20 protein-coding genes and 1 pseudogene are annotated in these 25,717 nt (G+C 68.6%); 14 read left to right on the top strand and 7 right to left on the bottom strand.

The window, feature by feature from the left end; genetic code table 11:
* Positions 1-19 precede the first annotated feature (19 nt).
* Positions 20-913, top strand: coding sequence for a LysR substrate-binding domain-containing protein (locus tag OHB23_RS08315; protein WP_027504713.1), 894 nt, complete (start codon positions 20-22; stop codon positions 911-913).
* Between the two features lie 31 nt (positions 914-944).
* Here the strand turns inward: OHB23_RS08315 and OHB23_RS08310 are convergent, their stop codons facing one another.
* Both OHB23_RS08310 and OHB23_RS08305 read right to left on the bottom strand, forming a co-directional pair.
* The gene (locus OHB23_RS08310; protein ID WP_027504712.1) at positions 945-1,331 is read right to left on the bottom strand and encodes a universal stress protein; all 387 of its coding nucleotides are present in this window, start codon (positions 1,329-1,331) and stop codon (positions 945-947) included.
* Complete coding sequence (locus tag OHB23_RS08305) at positions 1,328-2,347, bottom strand: 2-hydroxyacid dehydrogenase (RefSeq protein ID WP_328811268.1); 1,020 nt, start codon at positions 2,345-2,347, stop codon at positions 1,328-1,330. The genes OHB23_RS08310 and OHB23_RS08305 overlap by 4 nt, the downstream gene beginning before the upstream one ends.
* 370 nt (positions 2,348-2,717) lie before the next feature.
* Between OHB23_RS08305 and OHB23_RS08300 the strand changes: the two genes are divergently transcribed.
* The 8 genes and pseudogenes from OHB23_RS08300 to OHB23_RS08265 all read left to right on the top strand — a co-directional run bounded on the left by OHB23_RS08300 (position 2,718) and on the right by OHB23_RS08265 (position 11,560).
* Entirely contained in the window at positions 2,718-4,265 is a 1,548-nt protein-coding gene (locus OHB23_RS08300) for an ABC transporter substrate-binding protein (RefSeq protein ID WP_328811267.1), read from the top strand.
* A gap of 72 nt (positions 4,266-4,337) precedes the next feature.
* Positions 4,338-5,264 carry an ABC transporter permease gene (locus OHB23_RS08295; RefSeq protein ID WP_027504709.1) on the top strand — a complete coding sequence of 309 codons (927 nt, stop codon included), beginning with the start codon at positions 4,338-4,340 and terminating at the stop codon, positions 5,262-5,264.
* Positions 5,265-5,275: 11 nt separating this feature from the next.
* Positions 5,276-6,259 carry an ABC transporter permease gene (locus OHB23_RS08290; protein WP_261769874.1) on the top strand — a complete coding sequence of 328 codons (984 nt, stop codon included), beginning with the start codon at positions 5,276-5,278 and terminating at the stop codon, positions 6,257-6,259.
* A complete protein-coding gene (locus OHB23_RS08285; RefSeq protein WP_307108320.1) occupies positions 6,256-7,275 on the top strand; it encodes an ABC transporter ATP-binding protein in 1,020 nt (339 codons plus the stop codon). Before OHB23_RS08290 ends, OHB23_RS08285 begins: the two co-directional genes overlap by 4 nt.
* Entirely contained in the window at positions 7,247-8,278 is a 1,032-nt protein-coding gene (locus tag OHB23_RS08280; RefSeq protein WP_328811266.1) for an ABC transporter ATP-binding protein, read from the top strand. The genes OHB23_RS08285 and OHB23_RS08280 overlap by 29 nt, the downstream gene beginning before the upstream one ends.
* Before the next feature lie 10 nt (positions 8,279-8,288).
* Positions 8,289-9,007, top strand: a pseudogene (locus tag OHB23_RS08275) (sulfite exporter TauE/SafE family protein).
* A 268-nt stretch (positions 9,008-9,275) separates the two neighbouring features.
* Positions 9,276-10,589, top strand: coding sequence for an enolase C-terminal domain-like protein (locus tag OHB23_RS08270; RefSeq protein ID WP_222645945.1), 1,314 nt, complete (start codon positions 9,276-9,278; stop codon positions 10,587-10,589).
* Positions 10,586-11,560 (top strand): 2-hydroxyacid dehydrogenase, encoded by a 975-nt coding sequence (locus OHB23_RS08265; RefSeq protein ID WP_222645539.1) that lies wholly within the window; start codon positions 10,586-10,588, stop codon positions 11,558-11,560. The genes OHB23_RS08270 and OHB23_RS08265 overlap by 4 nt, the downstream gene beginning before the upstream one ends.
* Before the next feature lie 58 nt (positions 11,561-11,618).
* Here the strand turns inward: OHB23_RS08265 and OHB23_RS08260 are convergent, their stop codons facing one another.
* A complete protein-coding gene (locus tag OHB23_RS08260) occupies positions 11,619-12,749 on the bottom strand; it encodes an acyl-CoA dehydrogenase family protein (RefSeq protein ID WP_222639430.1) in 1,131 nt (376 codons plus the stop codon).
* Positions 12,750-12,760: 11 nt separating this feature from the next.
* Positions 12,761-13,936, bottom strand: a complete 1,176-nt coding sequence (locus OHB23_RS08255) for an acyl-CoA dehydrogenase family protein (protein WP_027504702.1) — start codon at positions 13,934-13,936, stop codon at positions 12,761-12,763.
* Positions 13,937-14,034: 98 nt separating this feature from the next.
* Between OHB23_RS08255 and OHB23_RS08250 the strand changes: the two genes are divergently transcribed.
* Positions 14,035-14,646 (top strand): histidine phosphatase family protein, encoded by a 612-nt coding sequence (locus OHB23_RS08250; protein WP_051613109.1) that lies wholly within the window; start codon positions 14,035-14,037, stop codon positions 14,644-14,646.
* 4 nt (positions 14,647-14,650) lie between these two features.
* Here the strand turns inward: OHB23_RS08250 and OHB23_RS08245 are convergent, their stop codons facing one another.
* The gene (locus tag OHB23_RS08245) at positions 14,651-16,942 is read right to left on the bottom strand and encodes a putative bifunctional diguanylate cyclase/phosphodiesterase (RefSeq protein WP_328811265.1); all 2,292 of its coding nucleotides are present in this window, start codon (positions 16,940-16,942) and stop codon (positions 14,651-14,653) included.
* 431 nt (positions 16,943-17,373) lie between these two features.
* On the opposite strand from OHB23_RS08245, the gene OHB23_RS08240 reads away from it, so the two are divergent.
* The gene (locus tag OHB23_RS08240) at positions 17,374-18,660 is read left to right on the top strand and encodes an MFS transporter (RefSeq protein WP_081821135.1); all 1,287 of its coding nucleotides are present in this window, start codon (positions 17,374-17,376) and stop codon (positions 18,658-18,660) included.
* A gap of 42 nt (positions 18,661-18,702) precedes the next feature.
* On the opposite strand, the gene OHB23_RS08235 is transcribed toward OHB23_RS08240, so the two are convergent.
* Positions 18,703-20,397, bottom strand: coding sequence for a DEAD/DEAH box helicase (locus OHB23_RS08235; protein WP_051613107.1), 1,695 nt, complete (start codon positions 20,395-20,397; stop codon positions 18,703-18,705).
* Positions 20,398-20,543: 146 nt separating this feature from the next.
* On the opposite strand from OHB23_RS08235, the gene OHB23_RS08230 reads away from it, so the two are divergent.
* Positions 20,544-22,334: an AMP-dependent synthetase/ligase gene (locus tag OHB23_RS08230; protein WP_328811264.1), complete on the top strand. Its 1,791-nt coding sequence runs from the start codon at positions 20,544-20,546 to the stop codon at positions 22,332-22,334.
* Positions 22,335-22,456: 122 nt separating this feature from the next.
* Positions 22,457-24,031, top strand: coding sequence for a molybdopterin-dependent oxidoreductase (locus OHB23_RS08225; RefSeq protein WP_328811263.1), 1,575 nt, complete (start codon positions 22,457-22,459; stop codon positions 24,029-24,031).
* Positions 24,032-24,033: 2 nt separating this feature from the next.
* On the opposite strand, the gene OHB23_RS08220 is transcribed toward OHB23_RS08225, so the two are convergent.
* Positions 24,034-24,645, bottom strand: a complete 612-nt coding sequence (locus tag OHB23_RS08220; protein WP_222631634.1) for an alpha/beta hydrolase — start codon at positions 24,643-24,645, stop codon at positions 24,034-24,036.
* Positions 24,646-24,734: 89 nt separating this feature from the next.
* Between OHB23_RS08220 and OHB23_RS08215 the strand changes: the two genes are divergently transcribed.
* Positions 24,735-25,688, top strand: coding sequence for an alpha/beta hydrolase (locus OHB23_RS08215; protein WP_222645534.1), 954 nt, complete (start codon positions 24,735-24,737; stop codon positions 25,686-25,688).
* Positions 25,689-25,717 lie beyond the last annotated feature (29 nt).

Genomic DNA, 25,717 nt, shown 5'->3' with positions numbered 1-25,717 from the left:
GGTCGGCTATCTTGAGCCGATGTTCTCGCTCTCGCGCCTGACGTGCTTCATCGCCGTCGCGGAGGAGCTGCACTTCGGCCGAGCCGCAGAGCGGCTCCACATGACCCAGCCCCCGCTCAGCAGGCAGATCCAGCAGCTCGAGAGTGAACTGGGCGTGCAGCTGATCGACCGGACGTCACGCTCGGTGACCCTCACGGCCGCCGGCGTGGCGTTCCTGCCCGACGCCCGCCGGATAGTCCGCTTGGCCGAGAGCGCCGCACTGACCGTCAAGCGTGTCCCCGCCGGTGATCTGGGCACCGTCGTCATCGGCTTCACCGCGGCGTCCGCGCACGCCGTCCTGCCTCGGCTGCTCTCGGACGTGCGCGCGGCTCTGCCGGACGTCGAACTGGTGCTGCGGGAGATGGTGTCGTCGATTCAGATCGACGCCCTGGCGAGCGGGGAACTTGATCTCGGTCTGGTCCGTCCCACCGTCACGCGACCGGGAATTCTGACGCGGCCCATCCACCGCGAGGCACTCGTCGCTGCGCTTCCCGAGGGGCACGAACTCCTCGACGTGGAGCGCCTGAGCGTGACGCACTTCGACGATCAACCCGTGATCATGTACTCGCCGGTGGATGCCCGCTACTTCCACGAGCTGCTCATCAGCACCTTCACCGTCGCCGGGGTCACGCCTCGATACGTGCAGTACGTGACGCAGGTACACACCATGTTGATGCTCGTGAGCTCCGGCCTGGGCTGCGCACTGGTGCCGGCCTCGGCACGCACGATGCACACCGAGGGTGTCGTGTTCCGCGAGATCCGTTCCAGCACCGAGGAACCCGTGCGACTGAACGCCGCGTGGCGTCACGACGCCGCCAACCCCGCCCTGCACCGTGTGCTGACGGACGTGAAGGCCGTGACCTCACTGCAGTGAGATCACGGCCGGCGGTTGCTGCGTCCGCGAACTAGTGCGCGACCTCGACCGGCGGCTTGACGGCCACGACCGGGCAGTGTGCGTCGAGCAGGACACGCTGAGACAGGCTGCCGAGCAACAGCTTTCCGACGGGTGAGCGGCGACGCACGCCGATGACGAGGAGCTCGACGTCCGGCTCGTAGGACATGTCGACGAGGTTGTCGGCGTGCGAGCGGCCGGGTACCGGCTCCGCCACCCGCGCCGCCACGCCGTCGGCGCCGGAGTCGGTGCGGGCAGCCATGATCAGCTCGTCGACCGCACTGCGATCACCGTCGACCACGACGGTGACGTCGGTACCGCGCATCTTGGCCTCGCGGAACGCGAACGGCAGTGCGTTGCGATCCTCGACGGTGTCCGCGTATCCCACGACGACGCTCATCGGGTCTCCTTCTGATCGGGCTGGAAGACCGGCGTCACGAGCGTGCCGTCGGCGAGGAACGAGTTCAGGTTCTCGAGGGTGAGTGCTTCCATCGCGGCGCGAGTCTGCACCGTGGCACTTCCGACGTGGGGAAGCAGCACCACGGTGTCGAGGGCGCGAAGCGCGTCCGGCACCTCGGGTTCGTGGGCGAAGACGTCGAGCCCGGCGCCGGCCAACCGTCCGCTCTGCAGCGCCTCGACGAGGGCGTCCTCGTCCACGACGCTGCCGCGAGCCACGTTGATCAGGAAGCCGTCCGGCCCCAGTGCGTCCAGCGTCTCCCTGTCGACGAGCTGCTGCGTCTCCGGTCCGCCGGCTGCGGCCACGACCAGAACATCTACTGCCGCAGCGAGTTCGCGCGGAGACGAGTGGTACCGGTACGGACTCGACTCGACGACGTTGCGGTTGTGGTAGTCGATGGTGCAGCCGAAGGCCTCGAGGCGGTGCGCGATGGCGCCGCCGATGCGCCCGAGACCGAGAATGCCGACCCGAGATCCGCTGACCTGCCGCGCCAACGGCGGCATGGGCTTGGTGGTCCACTCGCCCGCGCGCACGTAGCGGTCGGCGGCGGAGAAGCCGCGGAGGGTGTCGATGAGCAGCCCGAGGGCGGTGTCGGCGACGGCGTCGGTGAGGACGTCCGGAGTGTTGCTGACACCGATCCCGCGGCGGCGAGCCTCCTCGACATCGGTGCCGTCGTACCCGACTCCGAAGTGGACGATCGCGCGCAGCGCGGGCAGGCGGTCCATGAGGTCCGCCTTGACGCCGACACGGCCGGACGTCACGACGGCGACGATCTCGTCGGCGTGCCGGCCGAGCACATCGTCGCGATCGTCGTCCGGCAGCACCAGAGCGCCGCCGGCCTCGAGTGTCTCCATGAGCGAAGGCTTGAGTCCGCCGACCCGGAGAACGCGCGAAAATCGCTGCGCCTCATCGGGACTCGATGCCGATCCGTTCGAGCTCGGCGTTCCACCGTCGGTCATGCCGCCTCCTTCACCGTGCGACGGCCACCGGGAGCGACGGCCATCGTCTGCGGTGATCGTATGTCGGCCGACGAATACCGGTCCAACACGCAATTAGCATGGATCCATACTCTTCCGGTATTGATATCGTGTCTTCTCGTGACGCAGCAGGTCAGAGCCTCGGCAGTGTGATGCGGACCGCTCGACGCCGTCACGGCGAGCCCGAAATCGGCCCCGAACTGCGATTTCCCGGCCGATCGCCTGTTGACGGTCACTCCCCCCACTCCTACCGTGTGTCTACCGTCACAGGCGGTCCATCGGCTCCACTCGGCGTGCGTCGTCAGCCCCGACACCTCGCACCCGGTGAAGCCCCCTCAGCTTGGAGGAATCCATGAGATCCACCCGCGCCACATCCCTGGTGTCGGTGATCGCCGCGTCCGCACTCCTCACCGGATGCACCGTCGCGAACTCGGACAGCGGAGACGCCGCGAGTCCCGACACCGTCCGGATCGTGCTGCCGCAGGAACCACCGACCCTGGAGCCGTGCGATGTCTCGCTGACGGCCATCGGCGTGGTCACGCGGTCCAACATCACCGAACCCATGATCGAGCGTGACCCCACCACGGGTGACCTCGAACCGAAGCTCGCCACGTCGTGGGAGCGCACGTCGGACACCGAGTGGACGATCCGCCTGCGCGACGACGTCACCTTCAGCGACGGCACACCGTTCGACGCCGAGGACGCCGCCGTGTCGGTCGATCGCGCCGTGAACTCCGATCTGGCCTGCAACGTCGAGGGATACGTCTTCGGCGACGACGACCTCACCGTCCGCGCCGTGGATCCGACGACGTTGACCGTCGCCTCGCCGACTCCCGATCCGATTCTGCCGCTTCGGCTCTCGTTCATCGAGATGGTCAAGAGCGAGGTCGGTAGCACCGAGCGGACCCGCGAGCCGATCGGTACCGGCCCGTACCGCGTCGACTCGTGGGACTACGGCCAGCGACTTTCCCTGGTGCGCAACGACACCTACTGGGGCGACGCACCGGAATTCACGCGGGCCGTCTACCAGTGGCGTACCGAGGGCAGCGTCCGCGCCGCCATGGTCACCAACGGCGAGGCGGACATCGCGACCGGCCTCGGCCCCGAGGACGGAGCCGGCGACCTCGGTGTCGCCTTCCCGAACAACGAGACCACCGCCTTGCGGATGCAGGCCACCACACCGCCACTCGACGATCAGCGCGTGCGCGAGGCGATCAACTACGCCATCAACCGCGCGGGCATCGTCAAGGCTCTGTTCCGCGGAATGGGAGCACCCGCTGCGCAACTCATCGCGGACGGCGTCGTCGGCTACAACGACGAGCTCACCCCGTGGCCGTACGACATGGAGAAGGGCACGGCCCTCATCGACGAGGCTCGCGCCGACGGTGTTCCCGTCGACACCGAGATCCGCCTCATCGGCCGCACCGGGCAGTTCCCGAAGATCAACGAGACCGTCGAGGTCATCCAGAACGCGCTGGCCGGCATCGGCCTGAACGTGAAGATCGAGATGAAGGACACGGCGGCCACCGCCGAGTTCCAGGAACGGCCGTTCCCGAACGTCGGGCCCTACCTGCTGGTGATCCAGCACGGCAATCAGGCCGGCGACGCCGCATTCACGATGGATCAGTACATGCGCAGCGACGGCTTCCAGAGCTCCTACGGCACAACCGACTTCGACGAGGGAATCGACGAGGCCGAATCGCTGACCGACGAGGAGCGACAGACCGCGTTCGCCGATCTCTTCGCCCGTGAACCCGAGGAGATCACGCAGATGGCGTACATCGCGCACATGAACGGTGTGTTGGCCAAGGACCCGCGCATCGACTACACCCCCGATTCCGCCACCGTCGACGAGATGCGACTGGCCGAGATGACCCGGAGTTCCGATGCGACCGACTGATCACGACCCCGACCAGCAGCCCACCTCGACCGAGAGGCCGACCAGCCCCTCCTCCGGAAGGGAGTGACCGAGATGTTCGCCTTTCTGCGACGCCGCGTCTACACCAGCCTCGTCCCACTCCTGGTCGTCCTCATCGGCGTCTTCTTCCTCGCTCGTCTGACCGGTGATCCGACCAGCCTCTACCTTCCCGAGTCGGCGACACCCGCCCAGCGCGAGGCGTTCGCCGCCCAGAACGGCTTCGACCAGTCCGTGTGGACACAGATGGCCGACTACTTCGGCGGCGTGCTGCACCTCGACTTCGGTGAGTCGCTCCGGACGGGCGAAGCCGCGTCCACCATGGCGTTGCGCGCCTTTCCCGCCACCCTGCAGCTCGCGTTCGTCACGATGCTCCTCGCCGTGATCGGTTCGATCGTCATCGGCTGCTGGGCCGCGTACCGTCCCAACTCTCTCGCCGACCGGTTCTCGAGCCTGCTGTCCATGACGGCCGCGAGCATCCCCGACTTCTGGTTCGCCATCACCGGCGTCTGGATCTTTGCCGTGGTGCTCGGTGTCCTGCCGACCTCCGGCACCGGGGGCGCCGTCGCATGGGTGCTCCCCATCGCGACACTGCTCATCCGTCCGCTCGGCGTGCTCACCCAGGTGGTCCGCGGCGCGATGGTCTCCGCCCTCTCCGCCCCGTACGTCCGCCTCGCTCGCAGCAAGGGTGCCGGCGACCTGCGCGTCGTCACCCACCATGCGCTGCGCAACGCCGCGGCACCCGCGCTGACCGTCGCCGGCGACCTCACCGTCGGCCTGGTGAACGGCGCCGTCGTGGTCGAGGCCATCTTCGGGTGGCCCGGCATCGGCAAGTTGATGATCGACGCGATCCTGCAGCGCGACTTCGCCGTCCTCCAAGCAGCCGTCCTCCTGACGGCCGTGAGCATCTTCGTTCTGAACATCGTGATCGACGCGTGCTACGCGCTGCTCGACGCACGGGTTCGCGACAAGGCCAAGGTCTGAGAGGTACACCCATGACACTCGAAGCAAGCAAGGACAGCTCGGGCGTTCCGGTTCCCCCGGTGCTGCCGCCCACCCCGGACGCCGCGTCCGCGGCGCCCTCGCGCACGACCTCCATGCCGCTGTGGCGTCTGCTGCTGCGGGACCGCGTCGCCACCATCGCGGCGAGCATCCTGGTGCTCGTCTTCCTCACCGCGATCTTCGGTCCCATGCTGGTCGGCGACGCCGCCACCCGTCAGGACCTCGATCGATCCAACCTGGCACCGTTCTCCCTCGACACCGGCGTCATGAACATCCTCGGCACCGATCCGCTCGGCCGCAGCATGCTCGCCCGCCTGATCCTCGCCAGCCGGACCACGCTGTCGGTCGCGATCCCCGCAGTCATCCTGTCCGGCATCATCGGCTCGATCATCGGCATGTGGGCCGGTTACCACCGCGGCTGGCGCGAGACCGCCGCCATGCGCGTCGCCGACGTCATCATGAGCTTCCCGTCGTTGCTGATGGCCGTCGTCGTGCTGTACGTCTTCTCCCCCAGCGCCGCGAACATCGTGCTGATCCTGACCATCACCCGCATCCCGATCTACCTCCGCACGGCCCGCGCCGAGAGCGCGGAACTCCGATCGCGAGTCTTCGTCGACGCGGCCCGCACGTTCGGCGCCGGCAGCGGCGCGGTGATCCGTCGCCACGTGGTGCCGATTCTGCTGCCCACGTTGCTGACCGTCGCCACGCTCGACTTCTGCTTCGTCATGCTGGCCGAGTCGTCGCTCAGCTTCCTCGGCATCGGGATCCAGCCACCCGACATCAGCTGGGGCCTCATGGTGTCCCAGGGCCGCACCTACCTGCAGAGCGCCTGGTGGCTGTCGTTCTTCCCCGGACTCGCGATCGTCATCACCACCGTGTCCGCGACCGTGCTGGCCGCGTGGGCCCGCATCGCCACCGACCCGGCGCAGCGCTGGCGCCTCACCCTCCCGCGTTCGAAGAGAAAGGCACGTCGATGAGTGCTCCCGCTCTCGCCCGCACCGCGCTCGAGGTCGACGGTCTGACCGTCGAGATCCGCACCCCGTCGGGCACCGTGCGTGCCGTCGACGGAGTGTCGTTCAGCGCGAAGCGCGGCCGCACACTCGCACTGCTGGGCGAATCCGGCTGCGGCAAGTCCATGACGGCCCAGGCCCTCGTCGGGTTGCTCGAGCCGATCGCCGACATCGTCGACGGCACCGTCATGCTCGGCGACACCGATCTGGTGACGGCGAACTCCAGGACTCGACGCCGCATCGCCGCCACCGAGCTCGCCATCGTCTTCCAGGACGCTCTGACGGCACTGAACCCGGTCTACACCGTCGGCACGCAGTTGGCGGAACCGTTCCGCATCCACCGCGGCATGTCGGCGAAAGCGGCTCGCGTCGAGGCGATCTCGTTGATGGAACGCGTCGGTATCCCCGAGCCCGAGTCACGTGCGGACTCCTACCCCCACCAGTTCTCCGGCGGTATGCGGCAGCGACTGCTCATCGCCATGGCCGTGGCCCTGGGTCCGACGGTGCTGCTGGCCGACGAGCCCACCACCGCCCTCGACGTCACCGTGCAGGCGCAGATCATGTCCCTGCTGCGCGACCTGCGCACCGAGCACGACATGGCCGTCATCCTCATCACGCACGATCTGGCCCTCGTCGCCGAGGAAGCCGACGACGTCGCCGTGATGTACGCGGGGACCGTCGTCGAAACGGGACCCGTCGCCGAGGTGTTCGGCGACCCGAAGCATCCCTACACGAAGGGACTGCTCGACTCGGTCCCCGTCGCCACCGTGCGCGGCGAGCACCTCAAGTCCATCGGCGGCACCCCGCCGGATCTGCACTCCATCCCGCCGGGATGCGTGTACCAGGCCCGATGCCCCATCGCGCGCGCCGTCTGCGTCGCGCAGCGCCCCGAGCTCCGCAGTGTCGCCGGCACCAGCCGTGCGACCGCATGCCATTTCCCCGAGGAGGTGTCCGGTGTCCGTTACGACGACAGTGGCGAGTGAGGCCGCGGCCACGCAGGCCGCACCGTTGCTCGAGGTCCGTGGAGTCTCCAAGACGTTCGACGTCGCCGCCGGCAGCGGCGGCCACAAGAAACTGCGGGCACTCGACGGCATCGACCTCGAGCTGCGACGCGGCGAGACCCTCGGCCTCGTCGGTGAGTCCGGTTGCGGCAAGTCCACACTCGCGCGCACGCTGATGATGCTCGAACGACCCGACACGGGCACCGTGTCGTGGGACGGCGTCGACCCGTTCGGCCTGAAGGGCAAGGAACTGCTCGCGTGGCGTCGTCGGATCCAGATGGTCTTCCAGGACCCGTACGGATCGCTCAACTCGAGGATGTCGGCGGCGGAGATAATCTCGGAGCCGTGGCACACGCATCGCACGATGTACAAGACCAAGCGCGACCGCGCCGCCCGCGTCCGGGAGCTGCTGCACCTCGTCGGTCTGCGTCCCAGCGACGAGCACCGCTACCCGCAGGAGTTCTCAGGTGGTCAGCGCCAGCGTCTCGGCATCGCCCGGGCCCTGGCACTCGATCCGAGTGTCGTGGTGTGCGACGAGCCCGTCTCGGCTCTCGACCTGTCGGTCCAGGCGCAGGTGCTGAACCTGCTCTCGGATCTGCAGAAGGAGCTCGGCATCAGCTACGTCTTCATCTCGCACGACCTGTCGGTGGTGCGCCACGTCGCCGACCGGGTCGCCGTGATGTACCTCGGCCGGATCATCGAGACCGGTCCGACCGACGACGTCTTCGACCATCCCACGCACCCGTACACCGAGGCACTGATGTCGGCAGCCCCGACGCTGGATCCCTCGACCCGGCGTTCGCGCATCCTCCTGGAGGGGGAGGTACCGTCGCCTCTGAACCCGCCGTCGGGCTGCCGTTTCCGCACGCGCTGCGCGCACGCGACGGACGTCTGCGCCACGGGCATCCCCCCGTCGGTCGGGCGTCTCGGGAACCTGCACATCGCCGAGTGCCACCACCCGAGATCGGACGCCGTGGCCGTATGACCGTGCTCGCGTGACCGGCCTCGAATGGCTGGTCGTGGGCGTCGCGATCTTCACGGCGTCGTGTCTCCAGTCGTCGATCGGCTTCGGGATGGGGATGGTCGCGGCGCCCGTCCTGGCCATCATCGATCCGCGGATGGTGCCCGGCACGATCATCCTGCTCGCCACCGCGCTCACCGCGCTGGTGGTGGTGCGGGAGCGCACGAGCATCGACGTGCGCGGGGCCGGCTGGGCACTGGTGGGACGGGTGCCCGGCGTGATCGCCGGCGCCGCGCTGCTCGTCGTGCTGCCCGAGCGGGGAGTCTCCATCATGCTCGGCGCAGTGGTGCTGTTCGGCGTCGTGGCCACGGCGATCGGGGCTGGTCGCCGACACCGCGACGCGGATCGCTCATGACCGCGGGCGCCGCGTCCGGACTGCTCGGCACCGCCACCTCCATCGGCGGGCCACCCATGGCGCTGATCTGGAGCGGCAGCAGCGGCGCCGCGTTGCGCAGCACCATGAGCGGCTTCTTCCTGATCGGCTCCCTGATGTCGCTCGCCGCGCTGGGGGTCACCGGCTCCCTCGACGCGCACTCCCTGGCGACCGGCGCCCTGCTCCTGCCCGTCGTCGCGCTCGGGTACGTGGCCTCGCGCTGGGTGAACCGCGTACTCGACCGTCGTCGGCTGCGATGGGTGTCCATCGTCGTCTCGGCGGGTGGTGCGCTCGTGCTGCTGGTCGATGCGGTGGTGTGAGGTGTGCGGTTGCGGTGGGTGCAGCGCTGGCGCTTCCGGGAGCGCACACACCCTCTGATGAGCGCACACCCGCTACAGCCGACTGGACGGGGTATGCGCTTCATGGCAGATGTGCGCACTCGGCACCAGCACACTCGACCGATACTCACCCTGCATCGCTGCATCCACAAATGGTGTTGGACGGGAATGAATCACCCGCCCTAGGCTCGTCGACGTGAGCACCGTCACCGAGGTCCGAACCTCCCATGCCACGCCCGTCGTCACCGCGATGCGCGTCGTTCCCGTCGCCGGCCACGACAGCATGCTGCTGAATCTCAGCGGCGCCCATGCACCGTTCTTCACCCGGAACCTGGTCGTGCTGACCGACTCCGACGGGCGCACCGGTGTGGGCGAGGTGCCGGGTGGCGAGCCCATCCGCCGCTGCCTGGAGGACGCCCGCGTCCTCGTCGAGAACGCCTCGGTCGGCAACTACCACGCCGTGCTCAACGCGATGCGCCGCGCGTTCGCGGACCGCGACTCCGGCGGACGCGGCGCCCAGACCTTCGATCTGCGGATCGCCGTGCACGCCGTGACGGCCGTCGAGAGCGCACTGCTCGATCTGCTCGGCCAGCACCTGGGTGTGAGCGTCGCGGCCCTGCTCGGCGACGGCCGCCAGCGCGACCGAGTGCAGGCGCTCGGGTATCTCTTCTTCCTCGGCGACCGGAACAAGACGGATCTCGCGTACCGCGCACCCTCGGACGAGGGCAGTTCCGCCGACGCCTGGTCCCGTCTGCGCCACGAGGAGGCACTGACTCCCGACGCCGTGGTCGCACTCGCGGAAGCGGCACACGCCAGGTACGGCTTCCAGGACTTCAAGCTCAAGGGCGGTGTCCTCCCCGCAGCGCAGGAGGCCGACGCCGTGCGCGCACTCGCGGAACGCTTCCCCACGGCACGCATCACGCTGGATCCCAACGGCGGGTGGCTCCTGAAGGACGCGATCGAGACCTGCCGTGGTCTGCGCGACGTGCTCGCCTACGCGGAGGACCCGGTCGGACCCGAGGGCGGATTCTCCGGGCGCGAGGTGATGGCGGAGTTCAAGCGCGCGACCGGCCTGCCCACCGCCACCAACATGATCGCCACCGACTGGCGCGAGATGGGACACACCATTCGATCCGGCGCCGTCGACATCCCGCTCGCGGATCCCCATTTCTGGACGATGAACGGATCGGTCCGCGTCGCGCAACTCTGCGATGCCTGGGGTCTGACGTGGGGATCGCACTCCAACAACCACTTCGACGTCTCGCTCGCCATGTTCACGCACGTCGCAGCTGCCGCTCCCGGTGAGATCACCGCCATCGACACGCACTGGATCTGGCAGGACGGCCAGCGCATCACGACGAATCCGTTCCCCATCGTGGACGGGTACCTCACCGTCCCCGACGTGCCGGGTCTAGGAGTGACCCTCGACATGGAGCGCGTCGAGGCCGCACACGAGCTGTACCAGCGCGAGGGCCTCGGGGCCCGCGACGATGCGGTCGGCATGCAGTACCTGGTGCCGAACTGGACCTTCGACAGCAAGCGCCCCTGCCTGCAGCGCGCATGAAGGTCGTCGTCGCGGACCGCAACCTCCTCCCGCATCGGGACGCCGTCGAGGCGGGGATGCCGGACGGCACCGTCGTGTCGTGGCACGAACGCTTCGACGAGGACGCGCTCGTCGCCGACCTCGCCGATGCGGACGTCCATGTCGGGGGCCGGGTCACCGAGGCCATGGCGCAGGCGGGCCGGGGCCTGCGACTCGTCCAGGTCGCGGGAGCCGGCGTCGACAACGTCGCCCGTGCGGCCCTTCCATCGACCACACTGCTGGCCAACACGTTCCACCACGAGGACTCCATCGCGGAGTACGTGCTCGCGTCTGCGGTGCTGTTGCGGCGTGGCTTCCTGACGCAGGATCACGCACTGCGACAGGGTGTCTGGTCGACCTCGGTGTACGACGACACGCTGCCCCAGCCGTCCGCGACGGCGGGCGCCCGCGTGGGCCTCGTCGGCTTCGGCCACATCGGGCAGCGCTCGTGGTCGCTGCTGCGCACCCTCGGCTGCTTCGGCGCCGCCGTGACCGGACGCGGAGCCGTCGACGTGGCCGCTCACGGCCTGGACTGGGCCGGCGATGCCACGGAACTTCCGCGGCTGATGGCGGAGTCGGACATCGTCGTCGTCTCGGCACCTCTCTCCGCGGCGACGACCGGCATGATCGGCGCGGACGAGCTCCGCGCGCTGGGGCCGGCGGGAGTCCTGATCAACGTCGGCCGCGGGCCGCTGGTGCAGGAGCGGCCGCTACACGACGCGCTGGCGACCGGCGAGCTCGGCGCCGCGGCCATCGACGTCTGGTACAGCTACCCCGGCCCGGACGGGCGAGGCGAGCCGAGTGCACTCCCGTTCGGAAGCCTGCCGAACGTGCTGATGACGCCGCACTCGTCCGGCATCACGCGCCGAACGTTCGAGGGCCGCTGCCGCGACATCGTCGCCAACATCCGGCATCTCGCCGACGGGACCCCGCTGATCAACCTGGTCGGCTGACCCCGAACAGGACGAAGGCCGGTCACCACGCGGGCGACCGGCCTTCGTCGAGGCGGTGCTAGGAGACGCCGAGCATCTCGTGATCCTTCAGCGACGACGTGATCACCCGGAGGTGATCGTCGACCCCGCCGAGGGTGTGCTCGATGGCCGTGAGACGCGAGAAGTAATGTCCGACAGGGTATTCGTCCGTCACCCCGATTCCGCCGTGCAGCTGGATCGACTCCTGGCCGATCTGCCGGGCGGAGCGTCCGATCTGCAGCTTCGCCCGCGACGCGACCGTGGGATCCGGAGATCCGTCGGCCAGCGACATCGTCGCGTAGAGCGCCATGCTGCGTGCCAGTTCGAGCTGCACGTACATGTCCGCAGCGCGGAACGTCAGTGCCTGGAACTTGGCGAGCGGCACACCGAACTGCTTGCGCTGCTTCAGGTACTCCGTGGTGAGTCGCAGCGACTCCTCCATCGCACCGAGCGCCTCGGCAGCGAGAGCCGCCTGCGCACGGACGTTGGACGCCACGATGGCGGCACTGGCGTCGCCGCCGTCACCGAGCGGTTCGCCCGCGACGTCCGACAGCTCGAGCGACGCGCCGCGCAGTCCGTCGTGGGTGCGGTAGGTCTTGCGCGTGAGTCCCTCGGCATCGGCCGCGACCAGGAACAGGCCCACGCCGCCGCCGGGCAGCGCCGCGCTGATCACGAAGTGATCGGCGCAGTCACCGTGCAGCACAGGGTTCTTCACACCCGAGAGTGCCCACGAGCCACCGTCCTCGGTGGCCGACGTCGACACCTCGGCCGCCGGCCAGCGGGTGCCCGGCTCGGAATGCGCGAATGCGAGAAGGGTCTGCCCCTCCGCGACGCCCGGCAGGATGCGCTGACGCTGATCGGTCGATCCGACCTCGGTGATGAGACCACCCGGAATCAGCACGCAGTCCAGCAGCGGCTCGGGTGCGAGGCGGCGACCGATCTCGGTCATGACCGCGAAGGTCTCGACCGGTCCGGCGTCCATGCCGCCGTCGTCCTCGGCGAAACTGAGGCCGAGCAGGCCCAGCTCGGCGAACTGCTTCCAGACCGATTCGGTCCAGCCGCGCTCGCTCTCCACCGCTGCCTTGCGCTTCTCGTTGTCGTAACTGCGGGCGAGCACGTCACGCACCGTGTCGCGCAGCAGCTTCTGTTCTTCGTCCAGTTCGAACTGCATGTCGTGCGCTCCTAGAGACCGAGAATGCCGGACGCGATGATGGTGCGCTGCACCTCGTTCGAGCCGCCGTAGATGGATGTCTTGCGGAAGTTCAGGTAGGTCGGGGTCGCACGCTGCGCCCAGACCGGTGTCGGCGAGTCCTCTCCGGCCGCGAACGGGAGCGAGTCCGGTCCCGCCACGTCGGTGAGGATCTCGGTGGCCAGCTGCTGCAGCTCGCTGCCCCGGAGCTTGAGCACCGACGACGCCGGGTTCTCCTTGCCGGAGACGTAGCTGGAGACGATGCGCAGCTGGGTGAGCTCGAGTGCAAGCACCTGGTTCTCGAGCTCGGCGAACCGAGCGGCGAAGACCGGATCGTCGAGCAGCGTGCCGGTCCCGACCGTGGTCTCGGCCGCGAGCGCCTTGGCCTGCGCCAGCTTGGTCTTGGTGAAGCCGAGTCGCGTGATGCCGGTGCGCTCGTTGCTCAGCAGGAACTTGGCGTAGGTCCAGCCGGCGTTCTCCTCGCCGACGAGGTTCTCGACGGGGACGCGGACGTCCTCGAACCAGACCTCGTTGACCTCGTGGCCTCCGTCGATCAGCTTGATCGGGCGCACCGTGATGCCGGGGGTCTTCAGGTCCACCAGGATGAACGAGATACCGGCCTGCTTCTTCGGCGCGTCCGGGTTGGTGCGCGCCAGCACGAAGATCCAATCGGCGTACTGGCCGAGCGTGGTCCACGTCTTCTGACCGTTGATGACGTACTCGTCGCCGTCGCGCAGAGCGACCGTGCGCAGCGACGCGAGGTCCGATCCCGCCTCGGGCTCGGAGAAGCCCTGGCACCACCAGATGTCGAGGTTCTGCGTGGGCGGGAGGAACTTCTGCTTCTGCTCCTCGCTGCCGAAGGTCGCGATGACGGGCCCCACCATCGAGATGTTGAAGGCCAGGGGCTCGGGCACCGAGGCGAGCTGCAGCTCGTCCAACCAGATGTGGTGCTGCATCGGGGTCCAGTCCTTGCCACCCCATTCGACGGGCCAGTGCGGGCTCGCCATGCCGTGCTTGTTCAGAATCTGCAGCGTCGTGATCATGTCCTCGCGCTCGAGTTCCTCGCCTGCCGCGTTGCGCTCGCGGATATCGGCAGGGATCTCGGTACGGAAGAAAGTTCGCATCTCGTCGCGGAACGCAGCTTCCTCATCGGTGAGTGCCAGGTTCATCTGTGACCTTTCGAAGTCCTTCGCTGATCTCTAGCACCGTACTCTCCGGTAACCAGGCTCGGACAGGGGTGCCGTCGACCGATATTCTGGGCCCGACCATGACCGATCACCTCGACTCCCGGGCGCGGAGCACCTCTGTCCGAGTGGCCCTCGTGCGCCACGGCGAGACCGACTGGAACGTCGAGGGGCGTCTGCAGGGCTCCTCCGACATCCCGCTCAACGACATCGGGCGCAGCCAGGCCCGGACCGCGGCCGCCGCGCTGGCCGACGACTCGTGGGACACCCTCGTCAGCTCGCCGCTCTCGCGGGCGTCGGAGACCGCCGACATCATCGGCCACGTCATCGGGCTCACCCGCTCGGCCGACCACGAGGACCTGATGGAACGTCGCTTCGGACGTGCCGAGGGCATGACCGGCTACGAGGCGTGGGCGTACTGGCCCGACGGTGACTACCCGGGCGCCGAGTCGCACGAGGCGCTCGCCGAGCGAGGGCGTCGTCGACTCGACCTGCTGGCCGACGAGAACCCCGGCAGGTCCCTCGTCGCCGTGGCCCACGGCGGCATAATCCGGGCCGTGCTGAGGTCCATCACCGGCCACCCTGCGCCGCGCATCGCGAACGCCGGCGTGAGCATCGTCGTCCGCGACGACGACGGCTGGTCGGTCCGCACCGTCAACTCGGTTCCCGTCCGCCACGGCCGACGGCTCCGCTGACGCGTCAGGAGAGGAACGTCTCCACGGGCGCGGGGCGCCCGTAGAGGTACCCCTGCGCGTACGTGCAGCCGAGTTCGGTGACGATGCGCTCCTGCTCCGTCGTCTCCACGCCCTCGGCGACGGTGCGCATGGTCAGCGCGGTGGCCATGGCCTCGATGGCCGTCACGATGGACACCGACGCGTCGTCGACCGGGACGCGGTCGATGAACGACTTGTCGATCTTGATGACGGTGATGGGCAGATCTCGTAGGCGACCGAGCGAGGAGTACCCCATCCCGAAGTCGTCGAGCACCAGCACGATGTCCTGCTCGGCGAGACGCGCGAGGACCCGATTGGCCACCACCGGATCGGCGATGAGGGCACTCTCGGTCACCTCGAGCCCGAGCACCGACCCGTCCAGACCGTGCGACGCCAGCAGGTCCGCGACGACGTCCGGGAGCCGCTCGTCACGCAGCTGCAGCACGGAGAGGTTCACCGACATCGACATGCGCGGCGCTCCCGCCGCCCGCAGTCGCACCAGATCGCCCAGAGCCGTGTCGAGTACCCAGGTCCCGATCTCGGAGATCATGTTGGTGGCCTCGGCGACCGGGATGAACTCGTCCGGCCCGACCCAGCGGCCGCGATGCTTCCACCGCACCAGGGCCTCGTAGACCAGCACGTCGTGGGTCCGCAGCGACACGATGGGTTGGTAGTGCACCGCCATCTCCCCGCGCGCGACCGCGCCGCGCAGCGCGCTGCCCAGCTCGACCGACCGGGTCGCCGCGGTGCGCAGGGACTCGTCGAAGAACGCGTAGGCCGCCGGCCCGCGGAACTTGGCGTCGTACATCGCCGTGTCGGCCTCGCGGACCAGATCGTCCGCGAGCCCGGCGGGACCGCAGGACGTCGCGATGCCGATGCTGACGCTCACGTACAGCGACGCCACACTCAACTCGAACGGTTCCGCGAACGCGGCCAAGAGCAGTTCCGCGAGTTCCTCGGCACGGGCCCGGTCACAGTGCGCCACCACCACGAACTCGTCGCCGGCGTACCGCACCACGTCCTCGTCGGCGGAGACCACGCGCCGGATGCGCTGCGCCGCCGCCTGGATTAGCTCGTCGCCCGCGCGGTGGCCGTACGAGTCGTTGACGACCTTGAAGTTGTCGAGGTCCGCGAACAGCACGGTGGTGGCCGACGCCGACGAGGACGGCCTCCGCGCAGCGCGTTCCAGGATCGACTCGAGCATGGACCGATCGGGGAGACCGGTGAGCGAATCGTGGGTGGCGTCGTGGCGGGCCTTGTCCTCGCTGCGCTGCACCCGGCTCAGCGCCCGCTCACCACGGACGAACATTCCCACCAGGATCACGGCCAGAAAGGTCGAGCGGACCACCACGTCCGCGGTCCCCACCGCGTCGCCGACGAGCGGCAGCGCGGCGCAGGTGGCGACGAGCGCGACGGACACCGTCATCCGCTGCCGGGTGAGCGCGGCCGTCACACCTCCCGCGCGGCCCACCCACGCCATCGACGGATGCAGCGACGCGGCGGCCAGCAGGACGAACGCGAGCAGATACATCGCGTCGAGGACGACCGCGGGCGGGGCGACCGAGCGGGCCGTCGCGATCGCGTAGCCGAGATCGCCGACGATGGTGACGAGCAGTGCGGCGACGAGGAGAACCAGGGACACGTTGAGGCGGCTCTTCGACAACAGCAGGAAGAACGCCATCGTGAACAGACCGGCGTCGATCGCGGGGAACAGCCCGTTGAGCACCACGGACGGCACGTCCCGCGTGGTCGAGAGGACCGGAGCCACCAGCAGCACCCAGGACACGAACGTCATGCCCAGCGTGACCAGGACCGCGTCGATGATGGTCGGGGTGGGCCGCGAGTTCCCCCCTCGCCGTGACCAGCCGACGATGCCGAGGACGAGCAGCAGGTAGCCGAGCAACACCAGTACCTCCGGCAGCAGCCGGATCGCCGAGGGCAGGTCCGCGCGCACGCTCCGCGCGGACAGGCCCACCAGGAAGGACGTCGCCGCGCCGAGCATGCACCGCCAGGCGTACGTGTCGGTCGGGCTGTTGCGCCGCAGGCCGACCAGGACCACGACCATGCAGCCGATGGCGCCCACCGCGAAGACGCCGGTCCGGATCGATGCGGGCACGATCAGGTAGACGGCCAGTACCACGGCGGCCACCGTGAACGACGCCGCCAGGTAGCGCCCCGGCGACCGGACGGGCCCACCGAGGCGCGATCGGTCCAGCGCCGCAGCGGTCACTCGTGGGGGAACGGGCGTCGACACCATCGACTCGTCCTCCTCGACCACCGCGCGTGAGCGTGTCCCCCGAACCACGACCTGTCCGACCACAATCTATCCGTCCACAACCTAGCTGAGCAGTGGAAAGACGAGCAGCGCCGAGGCAGCAGTCATGCCTGCGCGGACGGCGCCGACGCTGCCGGCAGTGCCCGAGATCGGATGCCGCCGCTCCCGCGCCGCGACACCGACGACGACGGTCCGTGCGAGGGCCAGGTGAGAGGTGGTTTTCGGTGCCGAACGGCCACTGTCGCGGCGGCCCGGGCGCCGTAACGACTCGATAACGAAGAGACCGATCGCCCCTCTCGATGCTGAGGTTCGGCCACTACTTCGGTAGGTCTGGGTGAGTGAGTACTTCCGAATCAGGTTCTGTCGACAACCCGACACCGGCGCTGAAGGACGCTCCGCCCGGGGTTCTCCGGCGCGCGATCGGCGCCTCGGCGATGGGCAACGCGACCGAGTGGTTCGACTACGGCGTGTACGCCTACACGGCCACGTACATCTCCCGCGCGTTCTTCCCGGACGACCTCGAGTCCGCCACCCTGCTGACGCTGGGCATCTTCGCGGTGTCCTTCCTCGTGCGGCCGCTCGGCGGCCTCGTCTGGGGACCACTGGGGGACCGTCTCGGCCGCAAGCACGTCCTCGCACTGACCATCATCCTGATGGGCACCGCGACCTTCCTCATCGGTGTCATCCCGAGTTACGCCTCGATCGGCTTCTGGGCACCGGTTCTGCTGGTGATCCTGCGCATGATCCAGGGCTTCTCCACCGGCGGTGAGTACGGCGGCGCAGCCACCTTCATGGCCGAGTACTCCCCCGACCGCAAGCGCGGCTTCTACGGCAGCTTCCTCGAGTTCGGCACACTCGGCGGCTTCTCCCTCGGCGCCCTCGTGGTGCTGGCCGTCGACCTGCTCTCCACCGACGCGTTCATGGACACGTGGGGCTGGCGCCTGCCGTTCTTCGTCGCCGGGCCGCTGGCGCTCATCGGGCTCTACATGCGGTCCAAGCTCGAGGACACCCCGGTGTTCCGTGAACTCGAGAACGAGGACGCGGTGGAGCACAAGACGTCCACCCAGTTCCGCGAACTGATCGCCACCTACTGGCGACCGATCCTCACGCTGATGGGCCTCGTCGTCGCGCTCAACGTCTGCAACTACACCCTGCTGAGCTACATGCCGACCTATCTGGAGAGCCGGATCGGCCTGTCGAGCACGTCGTCGCTGTTCCTCGTCGTCATCGGGCAGTTCGCCATGATGCTCGTCATTCCGTTCGCCGGAGCACTGTCGGACAAGGTGGGGCGCAAGCCACTGTGGCTCGTCTCGATGGTCGGACTGCTGATCTTCGCGATCCCGATGTACATGCTGATGACAGTCAACTTCGGCTGGGCCATCGTCGCGTTCACCGTGCTGGGCCTGCTCTACGTCCTGCAGCTCTCGACCATCTCGGCGACGTTCCCGGCCATGTTCCCGACGCACGTCCGGTTCGCCGGCTTCGCCATCGCCTACAACGTGTCGACCTCGTTGTTCGGTGGCACGGCGCCGGCGGCCAACGAGTGGCTCGTCGAACGGACCGGCAACGATCTCGTCCCGGCGTTCTACATGATGGGCGCCTGCGTCGTCGGACTGATCGCACTGCTCTTCGTCGCCGAGACGGCGGGCGCGTCGATCCGCGGCCGCGGAGTCCCCGGTGTCGACACCGACGCGCATCCCTCGGCGTTGCAGAAGAGCTGACGCACCGCACCCCCGCGAGACTCTCGCGGGGGTGCGCTGGTGTCAGTGCTTGCCGCGGGGCGGTCCGCCGTCGCGCTGCAGCTGGATGAGCACGCCGCTGATCCTGGTGCGGCGCAACGCTTCCAACGTCTCGTCCGCGAGATCCGCCGGGAGCTCGACCAGGCTGTGATCCGGCCGGATGCTGATGTGCCCGAAGTCGCTGCGCCGCAGCCCGCCCTCGTTGGCGATAGCACCGACGATGGCACCGGGCGCCACCTTGTGCCGCTTGCCGACGCTGATCCGGTACACCGCCAGATCCTGATCGCCCTTGCGAGACTTGCGCAACGGCGGTGCGTCCCGATCGTCGAACTTGCGCTCGGGGCGCTCGCGCTTCTCCCGCGGCGGGGGCGGCGGCTCGGGCGACATGAGGAACGCGTCGCCGTCCCGCGACTGCGTCGCCAGCGCCGCGGCGATGTCCGCGAGCGGCACGTCGTGCTCGCGCTCGTAGTCCTCGATGAGTCGGCGGAACAGCCCGAGCGACGTCGAGGACAGCGACTGGGTGATGGAGTCGGCGAACTTGGCCACGCGCTGCGCGTTGACGTCGTCGACGCTCGGCAGCTGCATCTCGGTGATCGGCTGCCGCGTCGCCTTCTCGATGGCCTTGAGCAGATGACGCTCCCGCGGCGCGACGAACAGCAGCGCCTCGCCCGCGCGCCCGGCGCGACCGGTCCGCCCGATGCGGTGCACGTACGACTCGGTGTCGTGCGGGATGTCGTAGTTGACGACGTGCGAGATCCGCTCGACGTCGAGACCGCGGGCCGCGACGTCGGTGGCGACGAGCACGTCGAGCGCACCGTTCTTGAGCTGACCGATGGTCCGCTCTCGCTGCGCCTGCACGATGTCACCGTTGATGGCGGCGGCCGAGTAGCCCCGCGCCCGCAACTTCTCGGCGAGCTCCTCCGTGGCCTGCTTGGTGCGGACGAAGATGATCATCGCCTCGAAGTCCTCGACCTCGAAGATCCGCGTCAACGCATCGAGCTTGCGCTGATGCGCCACCTGCACGTACCGCTGCGTGATGTTGGGGGCGGTGGACGTCTTCGTCTTCACCGTGATCTCGACCGGATCGTGCAGGTACTGCTGCGAGATCTTGCGGATCGCCGACGGCATGGTGGCCGAGAACAGCGCCACCTGCTTGTACTCGGGGGTGTCCGCGAGGATGCGCTCGACGTCCTCCTGGAATCCCATCTTCAGCATCTCGTCGGCCTCGTCGAGCACGAGGTACTCGAGGTGCGACAGGTCCAGCGTGCCCTTCTCGAGGTGGTCGATGACGCGACCGGGCGTGCCGACGACGATGTGGGCGCCGCGCCGCAGACCGGAGAGCTGGATGCCGTACGCCTGCCCGCCGTAGATGGGCAGGATGTGCAGGCCCTCGATGTGGGTGGCGTACTTGCCGAACGCCTCGGCCACCTGGATGGCCAGCTCGCGGGTGGGCGCGAGAACCAGCGCCTGCGGCACCCGGTTGGCGACGTCGAGGCGCGAGAGGATCGGCACGGCGAACGCGGCGGTCTTGCCGGTGCCTGTCTGCGCGAGGCCGACGACGTCGTTCCCGGCCATCAACGGCGGGATGGTGGCTGCCTGAATGGGCGACGGCGTCTCGTACCCGACGTCCGCGAGGGCTTTCAGCACACGCTCGTCGATACCGAGATCGACGAACGAGGGGGTGTCGGTGGACACCGTTTCCGACTCGGAAGTGCTCATGTGCACCAGAGTCTAGTCCAGCGACCACCTGCAGAACGACAACTGTTCGAACAGGACAAAGCGGATACGGCACTACGATCACCGCAGCATCGCTTCATGTGATCCAATACACAACAAACCTGCTGCTACTGGAAGGTACAGACACCGTGCACGAATACTCGGTACCCGCGTCCTACACGATCCCGGACGACGTCTCGATGGCCGACACCGTGTTCCGCTACGCGAGCGAGACCCCGGAGTGGGTGGCGTTCCAACGGCGAGTCGGCGGCTGGTGGAAGGACGTCACGGCGCGCACGTTCGCCGACGAGGTCGCGGGCGTGGCCAAGGGCCTCATGGCCTCCGGCATCGAGTTCGGTGACCGCGTCGCCATCATGGCCGGCACCCGCTACGAGTGGGTCGTGCTCGACTACGCGATCTGGACCGCCGGTGGCTGCACCGTGTCCATCTACGAGACGTCCGCAGCCGATCAGGCGCAGTGGATCCTCGAGGACTCCGCGACCAAGCTCTTCGTGGTCGAGACCTCCGAACACCTCACCCGCATGAAGGACGTCACCGACAGCGCCGCGGATCTCCGCGAGACGCTGAGCTTCGACGGCGGTGCGATCGACGAGCTCACCACCCGCGGCGCCTCCGTGTCCGACGACGATCTGCACGCCCGTCGTCAGCAGGTGTCCGCGTCGTCGGCCGCCACGCTCATCTACACCTCGGGGACCACCGGCCGCCCGAAGGGTGTCCAGCTCACGCACTCGAACTTCTACGCCGAGACGACGGCCACCCAGGTGGCGCTGCACGACCAGATGACCGAGGGCAAGCGCACCCTGCTGTTCCTCCCGATGGCGCACGTGTTCGCTCGCGCGGTGTCGTTCGGCGCCTTCGAGGCCAAGGTCACGGTGGCGCACACGTCCGACACCACGACGCTCGTCGAGCAGTTCGCCGAGTTCCAGCCCGACTTCATCCTCTCGGTCCCCCGCGTGTTCGAGAAGGTCTACAACTCGGCCAAGCAGAAGGCGCACGACGGCGGCAAGGGCAAGATCTTCGATCAGGCCGCGGACGTCGCGATCGAGTGGAGCATCGCGCAGGACAAGGGCGGCGCCGGCCTGGTGCTCAAGGCGAAGCACACCCTGTTCGACAAGCTGGTCTACTCGAAGCTCCGCGCCGCGCTCGGTGGACGGTGCACCAGTGCGCTGTCCGGCGGCGGCCCCCTCGGCGCTCGACTGGGCCACTTCTTCCGCGGCATCGGCGTTCCGGTGCGTGAAGGCTACGGACTCACCGAGACCAGCGCCGCCGTCACGGTCAACACCACCGACAAGCAGCGCATCGGTTCCGTCGGCCGCCCGCTCGCGGGACACGCCGTGAAGATCGCGGAGGACGGCGAGATCCTGGTGAAGGGTCCCGTCGTGTTCTCGGGGTACTGGCACAACGAGAAGGCCACCGAGGAATCGATCCGCGACGGCTGGTTCCACACCGGTGACCTCGGCTCGCTCGACGACGAGGGCTTCCTCTCGATCACCGGTCGCAAGAAAGAGATCATCGTGACGGCAGGTGGCAAGAACGTCGCGCCCGCCGGCCTCGAGGACTCCATCCGGTCGCACCCGCTGGTCAGCCAATGCCTCGTCGTGGGCGACGCCAAGCCGTTCATCGGGGCGCTCATCACGCTGGATCCCGAGGCTCTGCCCGGCTGGCTCGAGCGTCACGGTCTCGACAAGAGCACGTCCGCGAGTGATCTGACGACCAACGCCGACCTGATCGCCGAGATCGACAAGGCCGTCGACACGGCCAACTCGAAGGTCTCCAAGGCCGAGCAGATCAAGAAGTACACGATCCTGCCCGGTGACTTCACGATCGAGTCGGGAGAACTGACGCCGACCATGAAGCTCAAGCGCAACGTCATCCTGGAGTCGCACGCCACCGAGGTGGCCGACATCTACGGCGGCTGACACTCGTCCGACCCACCCGAGGCGCGCCCGTGAGAACTCCTCACGGGCGCGCCTCGCTCGTTGTGGCTCGTCAACACGCCCACCGGAGCAAGCCGACACTGCCATCGTGACGAATAGCAGTCATGACCACGACGACCACCGAACGCCAGACCTCGGGTGACTCCGCGCGTACGCGCGTCCACCCCTTCGCACGCATGCTCAGCGGAGTGGTCGCCGCCGGCGTCGTGCTCGGCGTGGGCGAGATCCTCTCGCTCCTCTTCAGCTCGGCGTCGTCACCGTTCTTCGCCGTCGGCTCCACCACCGTGGACCGCACGCCCGCGTTCGCCCGCGAGTTCGCGATCGACACCTTCGGCACCAACGACAAGGCCGCCCTGTTCGTCGGCATGTCCATCGGCATCGCGATCATCGCCGCCATCGCCGGCCTGCTCGAGCGCCCGTCCCGTCCCATCGGATCAGTGATCCTGCTGGTGCTCGGTGCCGTCGGCGTCTACGCGGTGCTGCAGCGGCCGACGTCCTCGCTCAGTGATGTCATCCCCACCGTGGTGGGCGTCGTCCTGGGCATCGCGGTCCTGCAAGCCCTCACGCGAGCGCTCGAGGTGCCGGCGGGCACGGTCGACGGGTTCATGCCGCGTCGCAAGTTCCTCGTCCTGTTCGGCGCTGCCGCCGCGGTGGCCGTCGCAGCCGGCACGGTCGGCCGGTACCTCGGCGATCGTGTCGCCGGCGTCGCCGACGACATCAAGAACTTCCGCCTCCCCACGGTCGCGGCCGGCGAGAAAGCCGCTGCCATTCCGGCCGGTACCGACATCGGTGTCGAGGGCGCGACCACCTTCGTCACGCCGAACAACACCTTCTACCGCATCGACACCGCTCTGCAGGTCCCGCAGCTGACCACCGCCGAGTGGCAGCTCAAGATCCACGGCAAGGTCGACCGCGAGATGACGCTGAGCTGGGACGACCTCATGGCTCGCACTCCGATCGAGCGCGTCGTGACGCTGACGTGCGTGTCCAACGAGGTCGGCGGACCGCTCGCCGGCAACGCGACCTGGATCGGGTTCCCCATCAAGGACATCCTCGACGAGGTGGGTGTGCAGGCCGACGCGGACATGCTGCTGTCCACGAGCATCGACGGCATGACCATCGGTTCGCCGGTCGAGGCCCTCACCGACGGCCGCGACGCGATGCTCGCGGTGTCGATGAACGGCGAGCCGCTGCCCGTCGAGCACGGCTACCCGGTGCGTCAGGTCGTGCCCGGTCTGTACGGATTCGTCTCCGCCACCAAGTGGGTCGTCGACTGGGAACTCACGCGCTTCGACGAGGCGACGGCCTACTGGACCGACCGCGGCTGGGGCGACAAGGCACCGATCAAGACGGCGTCACGCATCGACGTGCCGGCCGCCTTCGCCCCCGTCGCACCCGGTCCCGTCCGTGTCGCAGGTACCGCCTGGGCGCAGCAGCGTGGCATCGAGCGCGTCGAGGTCCGTGTCGACAACGGACCGTGGCAGGAGGCGACGCTCGCCGAGCAGTACACGATCGACACCTGGCGCCAGTGGTTCTGGGACTGGGACGCCACTGCGGGCAACCACAACATCCAGGTCCGCGCGACGGATCAGGACGGGAACACGCAGGTCGAGGAGCGCACCCCGCCGATCCCCGGTGGTTCGACCGGGTGGCACACCCGCACCATCATCGTCAGCTGACGTCAGGCGTTCGCGAGGACGTGGTCCGCGGCCGCGTCGGTCACGGTGCGGTGGATCTTCTCGTGCAGCAGGTCGTGTCCGGCGTCGGCGTACTCGCGCAGGGTGATCGTCGGGATGCCGCGCACGAGGTCTCGGACGCCGTCGATCGGCACCATGCGGTCGTCCACACCGTGCAGTGCCAGGGTGGGCGACCGGGTCGCTGCCGTCAGATCCTCGCGGGAGATCGCGCGCGGCGGCATCGCCACCAGCACCACGGCGGGCGCGCCCCCGCCGGTCGCGAGCATCCGCACCGCGGTCGCGGACCCCAGCGAGTGGCCCATCACCGCAGGTCGGTGGCCGGCCTCGACCACGACGTCGAGGAGATGACGTGCGTTCTCCGCCAGCGCGTCGAGGTAGGCGGCGTCGTCGGCCGCCTCTCCTTCGGACAAGCCGTGGCCGATGTGGTCGAGGCCCCAGGTGGCGATGCCGTGTGCTGACAGGGCAGCGCCGAACCGATGGTACTGGCCGGTGTGCTGTCCCCGCCCGTGCAGGAACACGAGGGTCGCGGCAGGATCCTCGGTGGGTCCCCACTGGCGGTAGTGGGCTCGACCTCGGGGTCCTTCGAAGAACGGCATGTGGCCATTGTGGCTGATGTGACTCAATAGTCACCGGTTCGACACAGAACCGAACCCCACGGTTCCCTCCGCCGTGCGAGCATCGGACCATGAGGTTGGTTTTCGTCATCGTCGTCGCCGTCGTCGCGGCTCTTCTCGGGGCGCCCGCCGCCACCGCTGCGGAGCCTGCCCGAGTGGTCGGGGTGCGGCAGCTCTCGCCGACACACTCGGTCGTCGACGTCTACTCCCCCGCCATGAACCGCGTCGTGCCGAACGACGTGCTCCGCCCGGCTCGCGGCGGGTCGCTCCCCACGCTCTACCTTCTCAACGGCGCCCTGGGCAACGAGGACGGAGTCGGCTGGATCAACAACTCCGGCGCCCCGGGATTCTTCGCCGACAAGAACGTCACCGTCGTGCTCCCCATCGGTGGGCGTCTGAGTTTCTACACGGATTGGCTCGCCGACGATCCGATCCTCGGATCCAACAAATGGCAGACCTATCTGACGCAGGAACTGCCCGGCGTCATGGACCAGCACTTCGGCAGTACGCGCCGCAACGCGGTGGCAGGGGTGTCGATGAGCGGCGGTCCGGCACTCGATCTCGCCGTGCAGGCGCCCGGCCTCTACCGTGCCGCGGCGTCCATCAGCGGGTGCCCCGCCTCGTCGAACCCGCTCGCCCAGGCCGCGATCTCGATCATGATCGGCGGCGCCCTGAACAATCCCTTCAACATGTGGGGCCCTCCCGGTGCTCCCGCATGGGCGCAGCACGACCCGTCCCTCCACGCCGACCGCCTCCGCGGAACGGCTGTCTACGCAGGATCCGCGAGCGGTGTTCCCGGCCCCGTCGACCGCATCCCGCCCGGCAGCATTCCCCCGTTCGGTGGAGCAGCCGTCGAAGCCATGGTGAACACGTGCACCGGCATCTTCGCCGACGCGGTGCGGAGGGCGGGCGTGCCTGCGACCATCTCGATGCGCGGCGAGGGCTCGCACAGCTGGGCACTGTTCGAGGATCAGCTGAAGGAAGCGTGGGGCACGACGATCGCACCGGCCCTCGCGACCCGCTGACCTGTCGGCCGGTCTCGTTAGGGTGGCGG

Origin of the sequence: Rhodococcus sp. NBC_00294, from assembly GCF_036163995.1 — a bacterium.
Lineage (GTDB): Bacteria > Actinomycetota > Actinomycetes > Mycobacteriales > Mycobacteriaceae > Rhodococcoides.
Note: the sequence above shows the minus strand (reverse complement) of the source record. Positions and strands in the feature narration are given on the sequence as shown.

Bases quoted from the DNA above. Each gene is read 5' to 3' on its own strand.
- OHB23_RS08215 (WP_222645534.1), top strand. From the start codon at position 24,735: ATGAGGTTGGTTTTCGTCATCGTCGTCGCCGTCGTCGCGGCTCTTCTC.
- OHB23_RS08225 (WP_328811263.1), top strand. From the start codon at position 22,457: ATGACCACGACGACCACCGAACGCCAGACCTCGGGTGACTCCGCGCGT.
- OHB23_RS08265 (WP_222645539.1), top strand. From the start codon at position 10,586: ATGAAGGTCGTCGTCGCGGACCGCAACCTCCTCCCGCATCGGGACGCC.
- OHB23_RS08315 (WP_027504713.1), top strand. From the start codon at position 20: ATGTTCTCGCTCTCGCGCCTGACGTGCTTCATCGCCGTCGCGGAGGAG.
- OHB23_RS08270 (WP_222645945.1), top strand. From the start codon at position 9,276: ATGCGCGTCGTTCCCGTCGCCGGCCACGACAGCATGCTGCTGAATCTC.
- OHB23_RS08240 (WP_081821135.1), top strand. From the start codon at position 17,374: ATGGGCAACGCGACCGAGTGGTTCGACTACGGCGTGTACGCCTACACG.
- OHB23_RS08220 (WP_222631634.1), bottom strand. From the start codon at position 24,645: ATGCCGTTCTTCGAAGGACCCCGAGGTCGAGCCCACTACCGCCAGTGG.
- OHB23_RS08235 (WP_051613107.1), bottom strand. From the start codon at position 20,397: ATGAGCACTTCCGAGTCGGAAACGGTGTCCACCGACACCCCCTCGTTC.
- OHB23_RS08305 (WP_328811268.1), bottom strand. From the start codon at position 2,347: ATGACCGACGGTGGAACGCCGAGCTCGAACGGATCGGCATCGAGTCCC.
- OHB23_RS08300 (WP_328811267.1), top strand. From the start codon at position 2,718: ATGAGATCCACCCGCGCCACATCCCTGGTGTCGGTGATCGCCGCGTCC.
- OHB23_RS08250 (WP_051613109.1), top strand. From the start codon at position 14,035: ATGACCGATCACCTCGACTCCCGGGCGCGGAGCACCTCTGTCCGAGTG.
- OHB23_RS08255 (WP_027504702.1), bottom strand. From the start codon at position 13,936: ATGAACCTGGCACTCACCGATGAGGAAGCTGCGTTCCGCGACGAGATG.
- OHB23_RS08310 (WP_027504712.1), bottom strand. From the start codon at position 1,331: ATGAGCGTCGTCGTGGGATACGCGGACACCGTCGAGGATCGCAACGCA.
- OHB23_RS08290 (WP_261769874.1), top strand. From the start codon at position 5,276: ATGACACTCGAAGCAAGCAAGGACAGCTCGGGCGTTCCGGTTCCCCCG.
- OHB23_RS08295 (WP_027504709.1), top strand. From the start codon at position 4,338: ATGTTCGCCTTTCTGCGACGCCGCGTCTACACCAGCCTCGTCCCACTC.
- OHB23_RS08260 (WP_222639430.1), bottom strand. From the start codon at position 12,749: ATGCAGTTCGAACTGGACGAAGAACAGAAGCTGCTGCGCGACACGGTG.
- OHB23_RS08285 (WP_307108320.1), top strand. From the start codon at position 6,256: ATGAGTGCTCCCGCTCTCGCCCGCACCGCGCTCGAGGTCGACGGTCTG.